We start from the raw sequence: 20,950 nt of genomic DNA, 5'->3' as shown, positions 1-20,950 counted from the left end.
CTTGGAGTGTGCCACAGGCACACAAACTGACGCTATACGGAAATAGCGATCAGATGTGTATAAGCTCATTGGAAGATGATGGTAGGTCCATCAAAGTCTGTTGTCGGAAACCGGCTTTAAACCACCTCAAGCTGCTTGTATTAAGAGTGCAGGTAGTGAGCGTTGAGGAAAAGCTAATTCATAATTAGCAGGTAGGGTACAGAGAGACGAGTTAAACCGAACCTATGTTGACGCGTCGTTATTCAGAGACTCGACATCAAAACCTGGGGCGTCCAAGACTTCAGGGATGAGTCTGCAAGCGGATCCGAAGTCTGTGCAGATGGTGTCCGGCGTATAGTGGGCGTGACTCTGTACCGGGCTTTCAATGGGAACTGTGGGAACCAGTCATCATGATGTTAAGGGAGAAATGCAAATCACTAAATTGATAAGTATGAGAGTACCGATGCGTGATACTGGGGCGGAGTTGCTCGTAGTAGTGTTGAAGCGTTTGTAATGAACGAGGAGCGAAGGGGCAACATCAGGCAGCCTTTATTGCTATCACAACTGTTGAAAGGCAGGAGGATGATATGAGCGAGGCAAAGCCATTTGTCATTTCGAAATGGCAAGTGATGCGTGCATTTGAATTGGTGAAAGCCAATGCGGGTGCTGCAGGTGTTGATAGGCAATCGTTGGCAGATTTTGAAAGAAATCTGAAAGACAATCTTTACAAGTTATGGAATCGGCTGTCGTCCGGCAGTTACTTCCCGCCGCCTGTCAAAGCGGTAGCCATACCGAAGAAAGCAGGTGGCGAACGGATTTTGGGTATACCCACCGTGAGTGATCGTATTGCTCAGATGGTCGTCAAACTGGAATTTGAACCCCAGGTTGAGCCGCACTTTTTGCCTGACTCGTATGGCTACAGGCCGAATAAGTCAGCACTCGATGCGGTGGGTGTCACGCGAGAACGTTGTTGGCGCTATGACTGGGTACTTGAGTTTGATATTAAGGGATTATTNGACAATATACCGCATGATCTATTGCTTAAAGCGGTCTATAAGCATACCGATACGGCTTGGGTGAGATTGTATATCGAGCGCTGGTTGACGGTGCCGATGCAGATGCCCAATGGGGAATTGAGTAGCCGGGGAAAAGGCACGCCACAAGGTGGAGTTGTCAGTCCGGTGCTCAGTAATCTGTTTCTGCACTATGTCTTCGACAAATGGTTGCAAAAGCACTACTCGGATACACCCTGGTGTCGTTATGCCGATGATGGTCTGGTGCACTGCCGGAGTGAGGCAGAAGCCAAGCACATGCTGGAAGCACTGAAACAACGCTTTCAGTCCTGTGGGCTTGAACTTCATCCGGTGAAAACCAAGATTGTTTACTGTAAAGATGGAAGTCGCAAAGGGCGCTATAAGCATACCTCCTTTGATTTTCTGGGGTATACGTTCAGACGGCGACTGTGTAGGAATCGCAAAAGAAACAGTGTGTTTGTAAACTTTACGCCGGCGGTGAGTAAAGCGGCGCTGAAGTCAATGCGAGGAAAGGTCAGAAAGTTACGAGTCAGAACGCGTACCGAGTTGAGCTTAGGGCAAATAGCACAATGGTTGAATCCCATCATTAGGGGATGGATAGGCTATTATGGTTGTTATACCCGATCTGCGTTATATGGTATGTGTCGTCACGTCAACATGACTCTGGTGAGGTGGGTAAGACGAAAGTTCAAGCCGCTACGCCAGCATAAAATAAAGGCAATGCTGTTTCTGGAGAAGATTGCAGATCAACATCCAAACTTGTTTGCCCATTGGCGGGCGGGAATGATAGGTGCGTTTGCCTGATGGGAGCGGTATGAATCGAGAGGTTCACGTACCGTTCTGCGAGAGTCTGTGGGGGAAGTGCCTGCGGTCTACTCAACAACGGAGCGATAGCGAAGTGAAGATTTTTAGTCCCCGATAGCCGTAGCGCCGGGTGTTTTGCCGGAGTCTGCGCGAATAGCGTAGGCGGAGGCAAAATACAAGGCATCGCGACACGGCGTAAAGCCATTTGTGGGAGTGCTACGGAGCCGCATCGAGTATACGATGATGTGGCGTAGTGGCACGGACGCAGGGCGAATCGGGGCCGCCGAAGGCAATAATCGCCAAGTCATTTTTCGCTGCTGAAATCGGACGGACCCCATTTCAGCTTTCGCGAAAAATCTTGGCGCGCTTGGTCTTCAATCTCATCCGCAATATGTTCAAGGTCGAGCATGTTGAATTGGCCCGCACGGAGAAGCGCGGCCTGCTCGTTCGCCCATGCAACAATGTCAGATTCGTATCTATGCATCGAAAAGCCCTCAAAATGTCTCAATAGGGTTTTAAACCGTGAAAGAGTAACACCGCATCCCATCAAAAACAAACCCCGGCAATTTCAACCGGCATCCACCCCCGCTTCGGCAAAGCTGGCCATTTCGTTCAGCATCGCAACCGCCGAGGCTATCAAGGGATAGGCCAGTGCTGCGCCCGAGCCTTCGCCGAGGCGTAATTCAAGATCGAGCAAGGCTTGTGCGCCGAAGTGATCGAGTAGCGCGCGATGTCCTTGTTCGTCCGAGACATGGCTAAACACGCAATAATCCAAAACCTCGGGATGGCACTTCGCCGCAACCAACAATGCGCTGCCGGCGATAAAGCCGTCGACGACGATCAGCATGCCCAGTTCGGCGGCTTTCAAATAAGCGCCGGTCATCATCGCGATTTCAAAGCCGCCGAAGATGCTCAATGCCGCCAATGGATCGCGTTGGCCGGGGTGCCGTGCCAAGGCTTGATTCAATAGCGACAATTTATGGCTCAGTTGCGCATCGCTTAGTCCGGTGCCGCGTCCGACGCATTGCGCCAGCGGTATACCGGTCAAGCAATGCATCAACAGCGAGGCGGAAGAGGTATTGCCGATGCCCATTTCGCCGAAGCCGATACAATTGCATCCTGCCCGGTGGCGTTCCTGTACGATATCGGCGCCGGCTTGCATGGCTTGGGCGCATTCGCTTTCGGTCATTGCCGGCGCATCTAAAAAATTACGCGTGCCTTTGCCGATTTTAGCTTCGATCAATTTAGGGTGCCGGTTTAGATCGGCATTGACGCCGGCATCGACGATCCACAGGTCGAGGCCGTTGTGCTTGGCAATAACGCTGATGGCGGCCCCGCCCGCCAAAAAATTGGCGACCATTTGCGCGGTGACGCTTTGCGGATAGGCGCTGACGCCGGACGCGGCAATGCCGTGATCGCCGGCAAAAATCACGATAGCCGGGTTTGTCAGCGTCGGCGATAACGTGTTTTGTATTAGCCCGATGCGCAGCGCCAGTGCTTCCAATCGGCCCAGCGAACCCAAAGGCTTGGTCTTTTGGTCGATTTTGTCTTGTAGCGCGGCGGTAAGGGTGTGGTCTAGCGGATTGATCAAAAAGTGAGTTTGCATGGGTTGTTCCAGGCGTTTTCAAATAAACAATCGTTCAATTCCAAGCGCGATGCCCACCGTTCTTGTTGCAAGAGCGGCTCGTCATAAAAGCGCTCGACATGGCCCAGACATAAAATCGCGAACGGTTGGCTGTCGTCGGGCATCGCCAATAATCGTTTCAGCGCTTCCGGCTCGAACATCGAAACCCAGCCCAAACCCAGACCTTCGGCCCGGGCGGCCAGCCACATATTCTGGATCGCGCAGGATAACGAGGCCAGATCCATTTCCGGCAGGGTGCGCCGGCCGAAGATATGCTCGTCTCGGCGGTCGCTTAATGAGGCGATGATGATTTCGGCGCATTCCATGATGCCTTCGACCTTGATGCGCATGAATTCGTCTTCGCGCTCCTGTAAGGCGCGGGCGGTTTGCAGGCGTTCCTGCTCGACATGGCCGTGTATGGCTTGGCGTAAATCCGGACGGGTGATGCGGATGAAACGCCAGGGCTGCATGAAGCCGACGCTTGGGGCGTGGTGCGCCGCCGCGATGATGCGTGCTAATCTGTCGGGTTCGACCGGGTCGGGCAAAAAATGCCGCATATCGCGGCGCTCGTAGATAGCGCGGTAAATGGCGGCGCGTTCGGCGTCGGAATAGCGATGATCAGGCATGGGCGGCGTGTCGGTGTTGTACGAGCAGATCTTTAAAAACGAACGGGTCTTTGGGTTGGCTCAGGGCGGCTGGGCGATTGCTGTAATGGTGCACGAGGCGCGATAGCCAAAAACGTAGCGAGGCTGCTCTGAGCATGCGGTTGCAATGCTGATGTTCGATTGCCGATAAGGGTCTTAGGGTTTCATAGCCCGAAAGCAGTGCGGTTAATTTTTGCGTGTTGAAAATACCGTAGTCTCGGCACCAGTCGTTCGCGCAGACGGCGATGTCGCGTAGCCAGTGGTCGCTGCAGGCACTGTAGAAATCGAGTATGCCGCTGATTTGTCCGTCGGCGAATAAGGCATTATCCCGGAATAAGTCGCCGTGAATCACGCCGCCGGGCAGGGCTTGTTGTTCGTGCTCAGACTGAAATTGCAGTTCGCTGAGAATCAATTCGCGGTCGCCGGCGGACAGTTGATTCTCGACTTGCTCGAACAAGGCTTTGATCGACAAAACGTCATGATGGCTTGCGATCGGAAAGGTACAATCCCGCGTGTCGAGATGCAGCCTGGCCAACTGCGTGCCGATTTGCCGGCATTGATCTAGCGTAGGCGAAACGATGGATCGGCCGGCCAAACGTTTACAGACCAGTGTCGGTTTGCCGTTGAGGTTGAGCAATAGCCGGTTTTGTTTGTCGGCCTGCGGATTCGGATACAGCGGGTTGCGAGTCCCTAAGCGTTGCATCAGTCCGATCACCGGGGTCAGTTCCTCGCCATTCTGTGCCTCGAACAAGGTCAAGACATAGTCGCCTTGCGTGGTCGCGACCGCATAATGGCTGTTCGCGATGCCGTCGGGAATACCGGCATAATCGACTACCTGGCCGAGATCGTAAGCACCGAAAAAGGCGTCCAGTTGTTCGGGTGTGACTGAGGTATAAACGGACATTGCTTGATCAAGACAGCAAGAAACCAACGGCCAATAGGCCGAGGATCGTAAAATCAATGGGTGTTTTCATGGACAAGGCTTTCGATAGCGTGGTTTTAGTGACCGGCACGATGGCATCGCCCAGAGCCGGTTTGGTTTTCAGCCGGCCATGGTACATCGCATCGCCGCCCAATGCCACGCCCAAGGCGCCCGCCATCGCGGCGATCGGCCGGCCGGCATTGGGGCTTTCCAGTTTATCGGCGTCCCGCCATAAGCATTGCCAAGCCCGTTTTTTATCGGACGACACTAAAATGATCAACAAGGCCGTCAAACGGGCCGGGATGAAGTTGGCGAGATCGTCGAGTTTGGCGGCGACTCGGCCGAAATGAAGATAGCGGTCGGTTTTATAGGCGATCATCGAATCCAAGGTATTGACGGCTTTGTAAACGGCCAAGCCCGGTAGGCCGAATAAGACCAAATAAAACAGAGGCGCGATGACGCCGTCGCTGAGGTTTTCGGCCCAAGTTTCAATCGCCGCCTTATAGACCTCGCTATCGCTCATCGTTTCGGTATCGCGGCTCACCAGGTAACGCAAGGCTTGTCGGGGTTGTTCGGCGGTCAATAGTTCCGCGACGCTGGCATGGAGCATTTGCATCGCAAGCCCCATCGATGCGATGACGGCTAAAACGGGTAGGGCGAGCCAATACGGTAATTGTTGGCAGGCGTAAACGATCGAGAGGGCGATGATTAAAGTTATCGTTAACAGGCTGGCGACCAATGTCGCGCCTGATCGAATATTGTCGCGATAATAACGCCGCTCATACCCTTCGATAAAGCAGCCCATCAGCACGACCGGGTGGGTCGTGCGGAATTCGCCGAAACGCAGGTCGATCAAATAGGCCAGCGCTGCCAATTCAAACATGTTGCAAACATTCGGCAAGCCGGGCGATCGATTCGGCATCCTTAACCGCGAAGCGCACATACCGCTTATCCAGGCCTTCAAAATTGTCGCACACGCGAATCAAGATTCGCGCCTTTTCCAGGTGACGTTGCAAGGCATGGCCGTCGATTTTCGCCAAACGGACGAGGATAAAATTGGCTTGGCTCGGATATACCCGGTCGAACAGTTTGGAATCCTCCAGCATTTGCCTCAATGATTCGCGAAGCTGTGTTGTTTGCCGGCGCGTGTTATTGGCGAAGGTATCGTTAGAAAGGGCTTGCTGCATGTAAGCGATATCGAAGCTCGACAGTTTCCACGCCGGCTCGAGTTGTTTCAGTTTTGTGATTGCCGTTTTCTCGGCGGCGACGAAACCGATGCGGACGCCGGCGCTGCCGTAAAACTTGCTCAAGGACTTGATCAGGTAAAGGTTCGGGATTTGGCCTATCCTGTCGGCGATACTGGTCGTGGCGGCGGCAGGGCAGAAGTCCAGAAAAGATTCGTCGATCAGGATCGTGCATCGAGCGGCCTGCCATTGGGCCAGTAGCTTGTGCAGGTCGTAAAGCGCGCCGTCGGGCGTGGCCGGATTGACGAAAATGACGGTGCTGTGCGGCGGAATTTCCGTTTGTTCAAAATGGTCGAAACGGTCGATGCAACGGATGCGGCAATCTAATTGTTGCGCGATGCGTCCATATTCGACGTACATCGGCGTATAAAGTACGACCTCTTCGGGATGGAGTCGGCGCAATAACGCAAAAATCGCGGCACTCGCGCCGTTGAAGGGTTCCAGGTCGGTGTCGTTCGGCAACGGGTAGCGATAGCGAAGCGCTTCTTTTAAGGCACTGTAATCGGGATCGGCATAAGGCGACGGGTCGAATTGCAACGTGCGCCAGTCGATGGCCTGGACGGGATTGATGTTGGCTGAAAAGTCCAAGACCTGATCCGGTCGACAGCCGATGCGTTCGGCAAAACTATAAATATTACCGCCGTGTTTCATTCAGCAATGCGTATCGTGCGAAGTCAAAAGCCGATTATTTTAAACCAAACGGGGCGTCGGGGGTGAGAATATCGGCGCAGAGGGGCCAAGCCGTAACCGGACATGCAACAGACTCAAACGGGCGTTCGTAATCCCGTGAATGAAACTATTCAGCCTCCGGTAATTATCGTTCCCACGCTCTGCGTCACTGCCATAAAGTTAGCCTTCTTCCCCCCTTTGAAAAAGGGGTATTGAGGGGGGGGTTATTAGAAAAATCTGCCCCAACCCCTCTTTTTCAATATAAGTATCTACACATCTTTATTATTCAAAATCAATCTGTTATTAAGTTTCTTCTGGTTTTTTATGAAGATAGGGACTAAAAATTGATGTTTTTAGTCTACTTTTTTATCCTAGATTACAGAAAAATTAACTTAACTAATTGTTTTGTAAAGCTGAAAACTTGTGTAGATACCTATGCTTTTTCAAAGAGGGGAGTGAAACGCTAGAACTCTTAACTTAACCTGATTAGCAAGATGCTTCAGCTTGCTGAAGCCAAATGTCCGAGCAGGGGCCAGTCGCAGTCGCAAAAACAAAATATGCTGTTACCCAAGCTCCAGCTCTCATTGTTATACATAAGTCAAAAATTTCTCTTTTGCAATTTTAGCCAATGAGACCTCGATGCCATTTATTGCCACCCAACGAAACCGGCTTCGAAATCGCGATCATGGGATCGCTCTCACAGAGCGTTCATCGCCGCTCCTGTGGGAGTGACGCCTTCGTCAAACTCTGTTCAGCAAGTGTGCCGGCACGTATGTATACTCATTGGAGGTCAAAATTCGGCGCCGGGGTGCCCGTCAAAGGACGCCGTGAATACGTCCATGTAGGCGCTATGCCAGCTCCATGCTGGCAAAGCCTTTGCCGAGCACCCCGTCGCCGAATTTTGATCTACGACGGGTATATCTGTTAGCTGTGGCTGCTTCATAGGGATTTCACTTTCGTCGGTAAAAATACTCTATGTTGTGGCCACACTTTTTTTTCAACTGCAAATTAACGCTTTATGCTTTAAGTTGGCGTCTATGCTGCGCATACCTTGGCGATTGATTGGGCGCTCCCGACCACGCCGACCAAAGTCAGCAATACGACATCCATGAGTTGGTAAGCGGCATTATCGCCACGCACATGCGGTACGGTCTGTTTGACCAGATCTTCAAAACCGATACGCTTGAGAAATTTGATTACCGGAATTAAGCCGGCCTGACTGGTTAAACCGGTTGCTGTTGCTGACAGATGAACTTTGCCGGTTGGCTGGAGGTAAGATTTTTTGAGGTTGGCGTGAGGCGTGTGCGGTCATTAAAATCATTATATAAATGATATGTATAGCCTATTTATATTTTCCCAGTGCTTATGTGCAGGATTTAGGTTCAAAAAAGGGCTTCAATAAAGCCCTTTTGATCATTAAAAAATCTAAAATAAGTTCAGTTTTGCATTTTTTCTAAGGACACCGAACTAGATGAAATGATCGACCTAGCCGGTGTACTTTAACGATTAATTACATTCGGCGGATTCCGCAACCGTAATGTTTTCCGTCAATATTGTTGTTTGATTGCTTGCATCCCTGATCGTAACAGTAATATTGTAAGAACCAACTTCTTCATAGTAGAAATCCTCAACGTTGTAATTCGTAACTCCGGAATTGAGAGTAACTGGTCCTGTAATTTCGCCATCGCCCCAATCTACGGTAATAGTATAGGGTTGAGATCCTCCTTGTATATTCGACAATAGCAATACGGTTGGGTCGTTTAGAGCAACATCATCGATTTCCAAAGTGGCGCTGATATTACCGCTTGCTTGAGGATTGACTGTCACGTTAACCGTTGCGGACGATGATCCGGCGCTATTCGTTGTCGTGAGTCTAAAAGTCAAAACGGTCGGTGTGGCGACGGTCGGTGCGGTAAATCCGGCTGAAGCACTGCTTGGGTTGGACAGAGTCACTGACGGTCCGGTAGTTTGTTCCCATGCGTAACTGTCGATGGTTCCGGTACTGCCTGCACCGTTAAGCGTTACGGACGCTCCCGATGTGACCGTTTGTGCGCTGCCGGCATTAGCTACTGGAGCTACTAAAATAGGATTGACTGTAACATTAACAGTCGATTGTGACGAGCCAGCGCTATTGGTCGTTGTGAGTGTAAAGGTCAAAAGGGTTGGCTCAATAACGGACGGCGCGGTAAATCCGGCTGAAGCACTGTTCGGGTTGGACAGAGTCACTGAAGGTCCGGCAGTTTGTTCCCATGCGTAACTGTCGATGGTTCCAGTGCTTCCAGTGCCGTTAAGCGTTACGGACGCTCCCGATGTGACCGTTTGTGCGCTGCCGGCGTTTGCTACCGGTGCAGTAGCTGCGGGGGTGATCGTGACGTTGACAGTCGCTTGCGACGGGCCGGCGCTATTGGCTGCAGTGAGTCTAAAGGTCAAAACAGTCTGTGTGGCGACGGTCGGCGCGGTAAATCCGGCTGAAGCGCTGTTCGGGTTGGACAGTGTTACTGAAGGTCCGGCAGTTTGTTCCCATGCGTAACTGTCGATTGTTCCAGTGCTTCCAGCGCCGTTAAGCGTTACGGACGCTCCCGATGTAACCGTTTGTGCGCTTCCGGCATTGGCGACTGGAGGCGCGAGACCTTCGGCTACGGTTATAGAGACGGTGGTTCTGTCTATAGCTCTATCGTTATCCCGAACGAACAGTTCGAAATCCAATGTTACCGGAGAGGCTCGGTCGGGACTGGTAAATTCAAATGAAGCGCGCTCGGCTCTAGGGTTTGTCAATCTAACTCTGGCGCCTCTCGGCAATTGGTTTCTTGGGGTCAAGGATCTCCAACGATATTGAATGATTTGTCCGTCATCGGTACTGCCGGAAGCATCGAGATCAATACCTGATGAAGCTGCCTCCCAACTTACCGTGCGATTCGGACCGGCATTTGCAACAGGTGGGTTATTGACCGGCAGAACCCTGACGGGTACGCGTCTACTTGCAGTTGCTAGTCTGTCATCGCCATTATCGGCTTCCAATTCAAAGCGTAATCTGACAGGTCTGGTACGGCTATTGGTTTTTTCAATAGTCGGCGCAGTGAATGTGGCGATAGGAGCATTGGGATTGTTAATGACGACATCGGGTCCTTGAACTTGTCGCCACGTGTAAGTCAACGCTTTACCATCGACATCAAAAGTATTGCTAGCATTCAAAGTGACAAGGTTACCTTCTTCAACCGGTGCAATCTTGTCGATTATGACTCTGGGTCTTGCTGCTTCCGCAACCGGGGAGAGAGACAATGAACTGAGTGCAATCATTAAGCCAATCAATAACTGCGATTTAGGGTTGTATTTGAAAAATGAGGCTCCGCCTCGGTTTTCCGAATGTGGCTTATTGATTACCGGTTCTAATGAACACGATGATACGTCTAATATGGTCATAAAACATTCCTTAAAACTGTAGTTAAAATTGGAAATAAGTAGTGATTTTGCTTTGTGAAGAGTGAAAGTGTTGAGAGCAGGCGTCGAACCGGACCAATTTAAAAACGATAGATATCGTCGACTTAAAGAGAATGGCATCGCGACCGCTCAGACTTAGTTTTATTGTGGAATCAGCAGGTCACCCTAAAATTCAGATGTTTCACTGGAATTATGGCAGCGCAATATGACAGCTCAGTGAAGGAATCGTGACATTAATATGACAAAATGAGCTGTTGCCCGGCTGGAGGTCGTATCAGACATCTTCATCGCCAAAACCGATGATATCGACACTGATGATTCCCTGCGCTCCAGCTTTGTCCATTTGTTCTTTGGCTGATTTGGCAACATCCGCGCTATCGTCTATGGCTTGCGCTATGCTAGCCGCCACATTACTGACATTACCGAGGCCTGCGGCCAAACTTCCTGTCGAAGCAGTCGGTACACCGACCGATACTCCGCCGACATCGATATTGTCGGATCCAACGATGGCTGTCGCACCCACGGTGACGTCTTTACCTCCAACCCCTGCTTCCGAAGCATCGATAATGCCTTGAAGCGCAAACAATAAGGCATCGCCTTGACTGCCGTCAGGCGCCATGTTTGCTCTGATACCGCTGCCAGCCACGGCAGGCGGTAATTCGATGATTATGTTGCCTTCACTGTCGAATCGAATGATCGGAGCTGGGGCCGCCAAGGCTGTTTTTGCTCCCCTACCGGCATCGATGTTCCCGTCCGTCGAACCGATCAAGATATCGCCGCCGCCGAGCGTCATGACTCGGGTCGTATTCACTTGAAAATCGTCTCGGACAATCGAATGCACGGCACCTTTTTTGATGGCTACGACACCCAGTTGCGATGCATCTTTGGCGCCACTGGAATTAACCGCCAAACCGGCATTGATGCCGCCATTGGGCGTCAATAAATTGATGTCGCCGCCATCGGTGCTGTGTATTTTGCTGAAAAACATCGAAATATCGCCGGTTTGGGTTTTGTTTCTGTCTTTAGAAAATGCATCTTCCAGGATACTGCTGGCCGAAGCTCCTTCTCTGAAAACAGTGCCATTGGCGGGATCGATCGTATAATCTTGGCGACCGGCCAAAACGGTGGTTCCCGGAAATAGCGTTTCGATGGCAGCTAGAAGTTCAAACTGCGCTCTATCCATTTCTAGTTTGAAATTGAACCGGGCTTGGGTATCGCTAGCGCTATCGAAACTGTTTTTAGCAATCGAAAAACGATTACCGTAATCTTTCATAAGTCCGTTGAAGGTTTCGATCAAGTCCGCTAAATAAGGCGCGTTGAAATGCGACCGTTCAACAGCCGGCAAGCTTGCAAAGGCTGCTCGCGCTAGATCCACTGTTAAATCGTCATTGCCGGTGATTCTTCGCATATAGTCGGCAACCGCAAGCTCGTAACTTTCGTAAAGGCTTTCACCATTGCTTAGGTAGCTTTTCATAAAATCCGGTGCCGCGAATTGGGTTTGCGCTAATCCTGCAATCACATTAATTGCAGCACCGTCCTCCGCTAATGCCGTGTTGACTTGATTGCCCGTAGTCGTGATACCTTCGGAAGAACCCAAGTCGACATGTCGTCCGGCCATTAATGTCAAACGGCCCGGACCCGAAACCTCCATACGTTGAACAACATTAACCAATGCTCCGGTAGCGGGATTTCGAACGATGTCGAATTTGAAATCGCGGCCGGCCGATACGATCGATTCGGCATCTTTGATATTATGCTGAAATTGCAAGCTGACATTACGAATATCCCGGCCGGCCGACACTTGTGTCGGTTTCGCCATAATGAACTGGAAAGGGTCCTTGCCCAGGATATCGCCAACGTCTGTGCTGATCAGAGCCGGTATAGGATCATTAATATGATTTGGAATCGAAGCATAGATTTTGTCCGGCTCGCTACTGATACCGGACAGCACCAATCTCAGCCTGGCGTCGTTATAGTTGGCAGCAGGATTCAATACCGTCGGCAATAAATTCGGATTGGTGTCCGACATGGTCACATTTACGGCATTGCCATTGCTGGCGGTTATAATATTATTCGCGGCAAAAAGCTCAAATTGACCGATTTTGCTCGGATACATGATCAAGCCATTTTTGAATATGATGTCGTTTGATAAAGCGTAGGCCTTCAATGTTCCGGGGGCCACCGATAGAGCGTCTCTGGCTGCACCGTCGAAGCTGATCAGAGCGCCGCGTTGGAAATTCATTAAATCGACTACCCCGGAAACATCGTTACCGAGGCTGATGTTTCCGGTAAGCGAAGTCAGATTGACCGCACTGTTCTCACCGTATCTAAAGAAGATCGATAGTAAATCCGGGCGTTTATTGGCCGGTTGCGACAAAATCATCGGGTCGATAATGGCTTGTAGGGCGATATCTTTGCCGGCAGTAATGTGATATTGCGCATTGCCCAAGGCCAATATCGGATTCATTTCCGCAATACTGACGGTCTTGAACGAGCCGGCATTGAGCGAGCCGGCAACATTAAATGTCGCCGTACCGTTATCGACGTAATAGATGCCGCCTTTTAGGTCACCTCCGGCGTAGATGTTTAGGTTTCCGCCGCCATTGATCTCGACTTCATTGGTCAAGTAATTTTGATTATTAAAGTCGTTCGGATCGACTCTTTGTCCGACTTGCTTACCGGTGGTTGGAATGACCACGGAGAGATCGCTGACCGTCCCGCTGGCTGTGATAGTGATATTGCCGCCACCCAGGGCGCCGACATTTTGCCGGTAATCCGGCACGATGCCTGAACCGGTTCGCGTACCGATCGCGATACCCCAGGCGGTCGGCCTTTCCCCTGTGTGAGTTTCGTTTCGAGACCAATTGCCGGTTCGGAGCAACCAATCCGTGACGATTTGGTTGGTCACCGCGCCGCGAACGTCGCGTCCGGCATTAAAACGGATATCGCCGCCGTCTTTAGGGTATTCGACGTAAAAGCTGGACGCTACGCGAATTAGCGGAAAACCGAAGCGATCCTCATCGTCCGGCCTTCCTGCCGTGTACACGACCGATTTATCGTTGCCGTAGACAATGTCGCGTCCTGCGCTGAAATCGATGGACCCGGTGCCTGTGCGAATCTTCACATCGTTGAAGAGGCGCATATCGCCGAAATTCAGATTGTCCGCGGCCACTACCATTTTCGTATCTGAAGAATTCAGGTCCGCGCCGGCAACGAAGTTGTAACTCCATGAACGCCCGGGTTGCAACATATCGATCACAGGCCTCGAGAAGGTAGGCGTCACCTGAAGTACGCCATTTTTGAAAGCGTCGCTTACGCCGTTTTGGAGCAACAAATCTCCACCTGCTCGCAGGGTCAAATAGCCGGGTGTTTGTTCGGATCCATAACGCCAATCGACTAAATCCCAGTTGGCGGCCAAGGTGAGATTGCCTTCCGATTTGACCTCTATTCCGGGAGCTAATTCGAATCCCGGTCCGAATGCCGTTGTCGAAACGCTATTCATGTACGAAGCGGTATCGTTTCTAATGCTATTGATTGCTGCAGCGTCCAGTCTGTTGAGGTTGTACTGTGCGACTGCTTCGATGACGACGTTAGAATCGCCGAGAATGGTGCCGGGGGCAATCGGGGCGACATTGACCTGTCCTGCCAGGCGTTCGGCACGAATATGCACATCGCCTTCACGGCCGCCATTGGCCGAGACATCGATCGAAGCGCCATTCTGAATGCTGATACCGCCTCCGTTAGTCGAGCTGAGCCTGACCTTGCCGCCATCGCCTGATGCTTCGGTGGCGTTTGCATGCAATCGTGCACTTCCGGACAAGGTTAGTCTGCTATGAGCATTAAGTTCAATGCTACCGCCATGTTGGCCGCTGGCATCGAGCGTGCCTGCAATCGTCAATGCGCCTTTGTCGACGGTTAATTTGATATCGTTCGCGCTTATCGAATCCTCTTCATCAATGACTAAGTTGCCATTTCTCAGTCGTAAATCTATTGCTCTGCTAAAACCGGAATCCACCAAGCTCTGATTCATCAAGCCGAACGGGTTGCCGCCCATGCTGCCGAGGTCGAGCCGAACCGACCCCCCCTCGGCCTGATTACCTCCCTTCGCGTTGATCGTGCCATTCAAATTGACCAATCCCGTGGTTGCGGAAAGTGCAAGCGATCCTGCCGACATTTGTGGGCTGATAGCATTCAACAATAGTTGACTACCGGCTTCGGTGTTAATGTTCTGCCGCGCGGTCAAATCGATACGTCCGGCTGATATCGGAGCCGATTCGCTTAAACCGGCTCTTACCATTCTTCCGGACACATCAATGATGGCATTCTCTTTGAGGACAATATCGCCTGTTTTGGCATTCGCTTTTACGATACCGCTGTTGAATTGTAATGGCGTATCGATGACGACATGGCCTGCATTTAAATTGAGCCGTGCCGCAATACCCGGTTGCGAATCTACAGAGCCGGGTTGGTTGTGATTGAGCGCTAAGCGATAAGTGTCGGCATCGATCTTGGTTTCGGAACCTGAAGTACCGGTAATAAAGCCTGCTGTGATCGTCGTGTCGGCCAGAGTGTTGAGTGTGTTTACACTAGAACCGATTAACGACTCGGCTAGATTCAAATTGATATCATTGAATCCTGACAAGGTAAAGTCGCCTCCAGCCAATACTAGATTGTTGGCAGCGATCGACAAGGAGCCCGTCCCGTTGCCTTTTTCGGTTTGTGCAGACGTGGATGTATTGGTCAACGTGACGGTATCGGCAGAAAGACCGGCAGATTTGCCGGAATTGTCGAAACCGGCAATACCTTTTGTAGCGATCGTCAAAAGATTGAATTCGATCGGCATTAGTTCGAGCTCGTCGTTTCTGAGCGCTAAACCCGAAGCATCGGTGCGGTAAACGCCGCCATAAATGTTCAAGTTGCTGCGGCTGGTCAGCACCAATTGTTCGACCTTCAATTGACTCAACTGCCGGTTATCCAGCGAAAGCCCGGGGAGATTTTCGTTTACTTCACCGATATTGATGGCTTCAGCGGCAATGTTCAACGATTTGCCGGCATCCAACACGCCATTCATTTGTAGATTCCGGGTCGAATCCAAGAGTATCGAACCGCTCGGAGCCAAGGTTTGAGCATTGTCGCTGATCAACAGATCTCCTTTCAGACCTTGGGTGCCCGTTCTGACGATTTGCGCTTGCGCATCGCCGGAAACGCGTAACAGGGCACCGTCTCCCGTGGTTGTTAAAATCTGTCCGGGTGCCGAACTGTCTTTGCCGCCTGTTGCCACGATTTGAGCACCGGCTTGGAGTTCGATCGTGTCCGTGGCGCCCATAATGATTTCGGAACCTTCGAGGCGGGTTCCTTCGGCGATTTCGACAGTTTTGGACTTGACGTCGAGTTTGATCGCACCGGTCTCACTGTCGATTGTTCTGATACCGCCTAAAAATAAGCTGCCTACGGTAAAGGTATCGAGATCGCTTACACTCAGTTCTACGCGGCCTGCAGCGCCCGTCTTGTCGTTGACCACGGCGATGTTGTCGGCAATGACATCGACCAAACCTGCTAGCCCGCCGTTTCTGGCGTTGGCGAGAACGGAAGGCAATTCTAATTGTGATTTTGCGTTGAACAGCAGCGATCCCGCATCTTCAGGTAAGCGAGGAATCGGCGATTCTTTCCGCTGTGCTTGCTCGACAAAAAACTGACTAGCCGCGGATAGGTCCAATTGCGAACGAGTTAAGGCAATTTTGCCAGGCTCGACGGCAAATCCGGACCAGCTCTGGTCCTTGATGTTGGTGCCGCTGATCGCTCTAAATCCGGCCACAACCGGGGCGCCGTCTAAATTGACCGAACGGCTGCCTTGCGCCATGTTGTCGCTGCCTTGCTGTGGCGTTATCAAATAAGACCCGGGAAGCAATGCATAGCGCGCAGGTAATAGCGTGTAATAACCGGCTTTTAAACCACTCCCTTCACCCAAATAAATGCTGTCGCCGATCGACAAACCCGAACCGGGAAATTCCAGCGGGTCGAACGGTGCGTAACCGGAATGGTTGGGCAAGACGGCAAACGAATTACCGGTAGCCAAGACATCGATGGAACCGCCGATACCGGGGATGAATTCGTAGGCCAGTAAATCGCCGCCTCCGGAAATATCGATAACGGCGCCTTCGTCATGTTGAATTCGGTCCGCATTGACGGTTATTTTTTTGGTCGGCGCCTGCACGATCAAATTTTGGTTGCCAATCGGATATAACCATTCCAAACCGGCTTCTGTGACACCGAACGGAATGATTTGATCTTCGGCGGATACCGAACTCAAACTATTCGCGCCGAAATGAATCGTTTGAGATGCATCGAAGGTCAATTCGCCGAAAGGTACTTTAATAGCGCCGTCATGCTGAATGTTCGGAGCTGTGACCGTCAATTTTGCATAGGCGGATAAGATTGGACGGGATTGCCCCCCGCTGCTGAACGCGATGCTTCCGTTTGGATCGCCTTTTACCGTCAATCTGTAATCACTGAGCGTTGTCGGATAGACTTGATCGGCCTTAAGGTTCAACGCCGAATACGTCGAAAATTCACCCAGATAGTCGCGTTGCGTAAACAATGTGCGAATGCCGCGTAAGCGAATATCGCTATCCGCGTTCAGATCGACTTGCTTGAATCCTGCGGTAAAAACACCTCCAAATAATTCGATTAGGTCGGCATTGACCTGAAGATGGCCGTCTCCACTCGTTGGGTTGCCGGTCGCACGTCGGGTTCGGCTCGAGCCTAGAGACGCATGCGCCGCATTGAAAACGACCGTGCCAGTATCGTTTTCCGATAGTCTTTGCCAAGCCATTTTTGGGCTGTCGAAGTTTACGGCATGTTGTAAATCCAAATGGATATCACCCTGAAAGCGAATTTCGCCGTCCGCTTGCACGTTCAAATTTGCAAAACCGGAATCAGACACTTGTTGGGCCGCTATAAAGCCTTGTCTTTGCAGTCCGGTTGGAAGCGCATCGCCGTATTGGCTGAAGGAGGCATCAAAAAATTCATTCTTAGTTTGGGAGAAATTGAGAATGCCCGGTTTTATCGGAAAGTTAGGAATCACTCCTTCTTCAACGGGGATTTCTCTGAGGGTGTCGTCTAGACGGACCGTTAAAGTACCGCCGGACGTGCCGGGCGCTTTACCGCCTTTGGCCAGCATGCCGCCTTCGATGAAAATGGCTTCGGCGCTGCTGATGGTAATAGTTCCTCCGTGCGATCCAACTTTTTCCGTACTGAAGGTAATATTTTCCGCGCCGGGCAATAGGCGAGGGCGGTTTAGCAAGGCTTCCGTTCCCGATACATCGATCTGCGAACCTCTGTTGGAGGCTATGTAACCGCGGGCGGCGGTTAAATTAACGTTTCCTCCATTGTGGACGATGCCCGTTTTGAGCCCGAACGCATCGGTCAACGTCATCGCGATACCGGAAACATCGATTCGCGCATTGTCGCCGAGCCAAAGTCCCTGGCGGGGTTGATACAATGGGTCCAGCGTCGGTAAGCCTTGCGGCGGAATGATGCTCAAGGCTACGTTACCGCCGTTTGCTTTGATCGATCCATCGAAAAATAAAGACGAATCGGAGACTAACGAGACGTTGCTCAAGGCATCGGCAGTGATCTTGACGTTCTTATTAACGATTAAATGGCTATTAGGGTTCGGATTGATGCTGTGAACCGATTGCAAAGTTAAATTGTTCGGTAGGCGGTCGATCGCAGGGAGCTTGCCCAATCGAGATATTCCGGCAATGCTATTCGAGCTGCTACGATTAACGGCATTGCCATTCAATAAACGATTAGTTTGTTGCAGTTTTATTTTAACGCCTTCATCAACGACCAAGCCGTTAATATTAGCGGTCAGAATATAATCGGAAAAACCGCTTTTTCCGAAAATGTCGGCTTCGAGTTGTAAAGGACGCAGTCCTTCCAATTCTTCTTCGCGTCTGCGTAGAATCACAATCGCATTGGCTTCGAGTTCAAGCGTGCCGCCTTGACGAAGAGCATAGGCGCTGAGCGTGCCGTCCAATGTTATGTTGGAACCTGTCGTTTCCGCCACGGCATGAAGATGGATACCTCCGGCTTTACCGCCTTGAACGTTACCGTCTGTTTGCAACCAAGCCCCTCCGCCGACGTCGATGCGGCTGCCTTTCAGAATATTAATATCCCCATTGGCGCGGGCAATAAAGCTACCTCCATCCAAAGTAATCTTATTGTTATCCAATAGATCGAACGGTGTTGTTATATCGTTGACCCAACCACCTTGAAGATCGATCCTTGCATTGCTGCCGAGTGAAATCGCACCGGATAGTCTGCCTTGGGTTCGGGCATTCAAATCAGTGGCAAGATTTACCTGAGCGCCAGCGCCTTTGATTTCACCGCCGATAGTGATAGCCCCGCCTTGTAAATTCAATTGAGCGCCATCGGCTAATTTAAGTCTACTACCGTCGGAAACAGTCACGGTACCGTGCGCCAAAACTGACAAGTCCATGATGCCGCTTTGTGACAGCGGTTGAGTACGCAGCACCAAAGGGGTGAATTGACTATCGTTTGAGGAAGGGAACGGCTGGTTTAAGTCGACATTAACCGTCGAATTTGTCAAGACATTGGCGAATACTACTGCTTGATCGACTTCCGAAGCGGAGCGCATGTCGATCGTCAACGTGCCGCCCTTGGGGCGTTCCGCCAAGGTGCGTTGTAATCGGCCGCTGACGGTTGTGCCGTTTAACTGACCCTCCAGGATGACATTGGGACTGGCAATGGTCAGACTGCCTGCATCATGGCCGTCGGTATAGCCGGCTTCTTTGCGTGCCAAGGCAAACGGACCTTCGGTAATCCAGACTTGCTCAACGCCCCATTTTTTATGGTTTTTGACAACTTTTCCGTAAATGCCGTCGTAGCGCAATGACGGATGCGCTTCGCTGATATCGAACACGCGGCCATTCGATATTAATTTCGAAGTGCGGATATAGCCGTCTAAAAATTTTACCGCGCCGCCGGAAAAATCGAGTATGGCATTGTCTTTAACAATGGTATCGCCTTCTGAGCTAAGGTTGATTTCACCGCCTTTAGCCAATCGTTCACCCAAAGGACGCTCGATAGCATCGATAGCGGGTTGAATGTTGGCCAACGGCGTACCGGCTCGAATATCGACAAAAATGGTTTCACCAAATAGCACTCCATTTCGCTGTAGCGGTGCATCACTCAGTTGGTTCAAACGTAATTCGACTGCGACGACATTGCTCTCCATCGGTTTGACAGTAGATTTTACGCCGGAAACATCGATTTTAGCGCCGGAGTCGATCAAGATACGGCTGTCATTTCGGTTGGCCGAGGCTTGCAGAGGGTTTGACGGGTTTTGGGTTGCTACGACATTGATTTTTCCGCCCGGCAAGTTGACTTGCGAACCGCTTTGAAAATGAACCTTGTGCGCCATGATGTCGATTTGCGAGAGCGGCTGAATCTGTTCGTCGATTGCAGTCAAACCGGTGTCCAATTCCGGCAAAATCTCGGCTTGGCTGTTTTCTCCAAGACGGACGGTGGCCGACGTTCCTAAATCGTCGCCAGTATCAGTAGCGCGTCTAGTTCTGCTGGCTTGCATGGCATAACCGTCAGGCGTTTGGAATGTCGTGGCTCCTTCTCTGGCGATTAGGCGAACCTTGCCATTGATGTTCATTGAGGTGCTAGCCGAGACTTTGCCTTTTTGATTGACGGCAAATCCCACTAAGCTGATCGTGCCGCGTTTAGAGGCGATGCTACCTAAATTGTTGATTTCGCCTCCGGTTTGTACTTCAACCAATAACCCCTCGTTGCCGGCCTCTTGTAAATAGACCCTATCGGTTGCGGCAGCCAACACGACTTGCCTGTCGTCGGCTTCGATATTACCCTCGTTAGTAATAGTCGGCGCAATGATCAAGATATTTTGGCCTTCGGTTGACTTGATTTGGGCGCCTTCATCGACGTTTATTGCAATTTTGATTTTGTTGCCATCTTCATCGAGTCTAAAACTACCGTCTTCGTTTTTTATATAAAAGTCTCCATTGCCATTGAAGGCTGCCGTTCCATTGTTGGCAAAAACCTTGGTGATACCTTGGTCGAAAACATCATCGGTTATCGCTAGCGTCGAGGCCACCAAACCTCTAACATCAACTTTCGAATTTTTACCGAATACAAATCCATTGCTATTAACCAAATAGACCTGACCGTTGGCTGTTAGTGTTCCCAGTATACGGCTAGGATCATTTTGAAAAATCCTGTTCAACGCAATGGAGTTCGCACCAGGTTGTTGAAAGTGTACGGAATGATCCTGGCCGATATTGAAACTTTGCCAGTTTAGTATTGCTCTATCGGTATGCTGATCGATGCGCATGTGGTTGCCGGTAATCGATGCAGAGGCATTACCCATGCTGGCCCAAACCGGGCTTGGGACCGGCAGGTTTCCTGCCGCATGCGTTGCCGCCAATGGATAAATTCCGATCCCGCCGAGCATCGCAATCCTGACGCAAGCAGCGATGGGACTTAGCGTGAAGCCAGTTGAGACACTCTGAGATTTTTTGCTGGTTTGTTGATTAGCCATGTTC

The 20,950-nt window shown here is 51.0% G+C and carries 9 protein-coding genes and 1 pseudogene; 1 reads left to right on the top strand and 9 read right to left on the bottom strand.

The features are described from left to right. Window positions 1-566 precede the first annotated feature (566 nt). Window positions 567-1,817, top strand: a complete 1,251-nt coding sequence (gene ltrA / locus METBU_RS0109940) for a group II intron reverse transcriptase/maturase (protein ID WP_017840480.1) — start codon at window positions 567-569, stop codon at window positions 1,815-1,817. A 304-nt stretch (window positions 1,818-2,121) separates the two neighbouring features. On the opposite strand, the gene METBU_RS28735 is transcribed toward ltrA, so the two are convergent. The 9 genes and pseudogenes from METBU_RS28735 to METBU_RS0109895 all read right to left on the bottom strand — a co-directional run bounded on the left by METBU_RS28735 (window position 2,122) and on the right by METBU_RS0109895 (window position 20,946). Further along, window positions 2,122-2,301 (bottom strand): DUF29 family protein, encoded by a 180-nt coding sequence (locus tag METBU_RS28735; protein WP_017840479.1) that lies wholly within the window; start codon window positions 2,299-2,301, stop codon window positions 2,122-2,124. Window positions 2,302-2,385: 84 nt separating this feature from the next. Next, window positions 2,386-3,423, bottom strand: coding sequence for a nicotinate-nucleotide--dimethylbenzimidazole phosphoribosyltransferase (cobT, locus tag METBU_RS0109930; protein ID WP_017840478.1), 1,038 nt, complete (start codon window positions 3,421-3,423; stop codon window positions 2,386-2,388). Beyond that, window positions 3,405-4,067, bottom strand: coding sequence for a 5,6-dimethylbenzimidazole synthase (gene bluB, locus METBU_RS0109925; protein ID WP_017840477.1), 663 nt, complete (start codon window positions 4,065-4,067; stop codon window positions 3,405-3,407). The genes cobT and bluB overlap by 19 nt, the downstream gene beginning before the upstream one ends. After that, window positions 4,060-4,989 carry a homoserine kinase gene (locus METBU_RS0109920; protein ID WP_017840476.1) on the bottom strand — a complete coding sequence of 310 codons (930 nt, stop codon included), beginning with the start codon at window positions 4,987-4,989 and terminating at the stop codon, window positions 4,060-4,062. The genes bluB and METBU_RS0109920 overlap by 8 nt, the downstream gene beginning before the upstream one ends. A 7-nt stretch (window positions 4,990-4,996) precedes the next feature. Further along, complete coding sequence (gene cbiB / locus METBU_RS0109915; protein WP_017840475.1) at window positions 4,997-5,890, bottom strand: adenosylcobinamide-phosphate synthase CbiB; 894 nt, start codon at window positions 5,888-5,890, stop codon at window positions 4,997-4,999. Beyond that, a complete protein-coding gene (locus METBU_RS0109910) occupies window positions 5,883-6,902 on the bottom strand; it encodes an aminotransferase class I/II-fold pyridoxal phosphate-dependent enzyme (protein ID WP_017840474.1) in 1,020 nt (339 codons plus the stop codon). The genes cbiB and METBU_RS0109910 overlap by 8 nt, the downstream gene beginning before the upstream one ends. Before the next feature lie 1,059 nt (window positions 6,903-7,961). Beyond that, window positions 7,962-8,183, bottom strand: a pseudogene (locus METBU_RS29305) (IS1380 family transposase); the annotation flags it as partial. Between the two features lie 243 nt (window positions 8,184-8,426). Further along, window positions 8,427-10,340, bottom strand: coding sequence for a PKD domain-containing protein (locus tag METBU_RS0109900; protein WP_017840472.1), 1,914 nt, complete (start codon window positions 10,338-10,340; stop codon window positions 8,427-8,429). Window positions 10,341-10,632: 292 nt separating this feature from the next. Next, complete coding sequence (locus METBU_RS0109895) at window positions 10,633-20,946, bottom strand: filamentous haemagglutinin family protein (protein ID WP_026130130.1); 10,314 nt, start codon at window positions 20,944-20,946, stop codon at window positions 10,633-10,635. Window positions 20,947-20,950: the final 4 nt, after the last annotated feature.

Source organism: Methylotuvimicrobium buryatense 5G, assembly GCF_000341735.1.
GTDB lineage: Bacteria > Pseudomonadota > Gammaproteobacteria > Methylococcales > Methylomonadaceae > Methylotuvimicrobium > Methylotuvimicrobium buryatense.
This window is presented reverse-complemented; position numbering and strand designations above follow the sequence as displayed.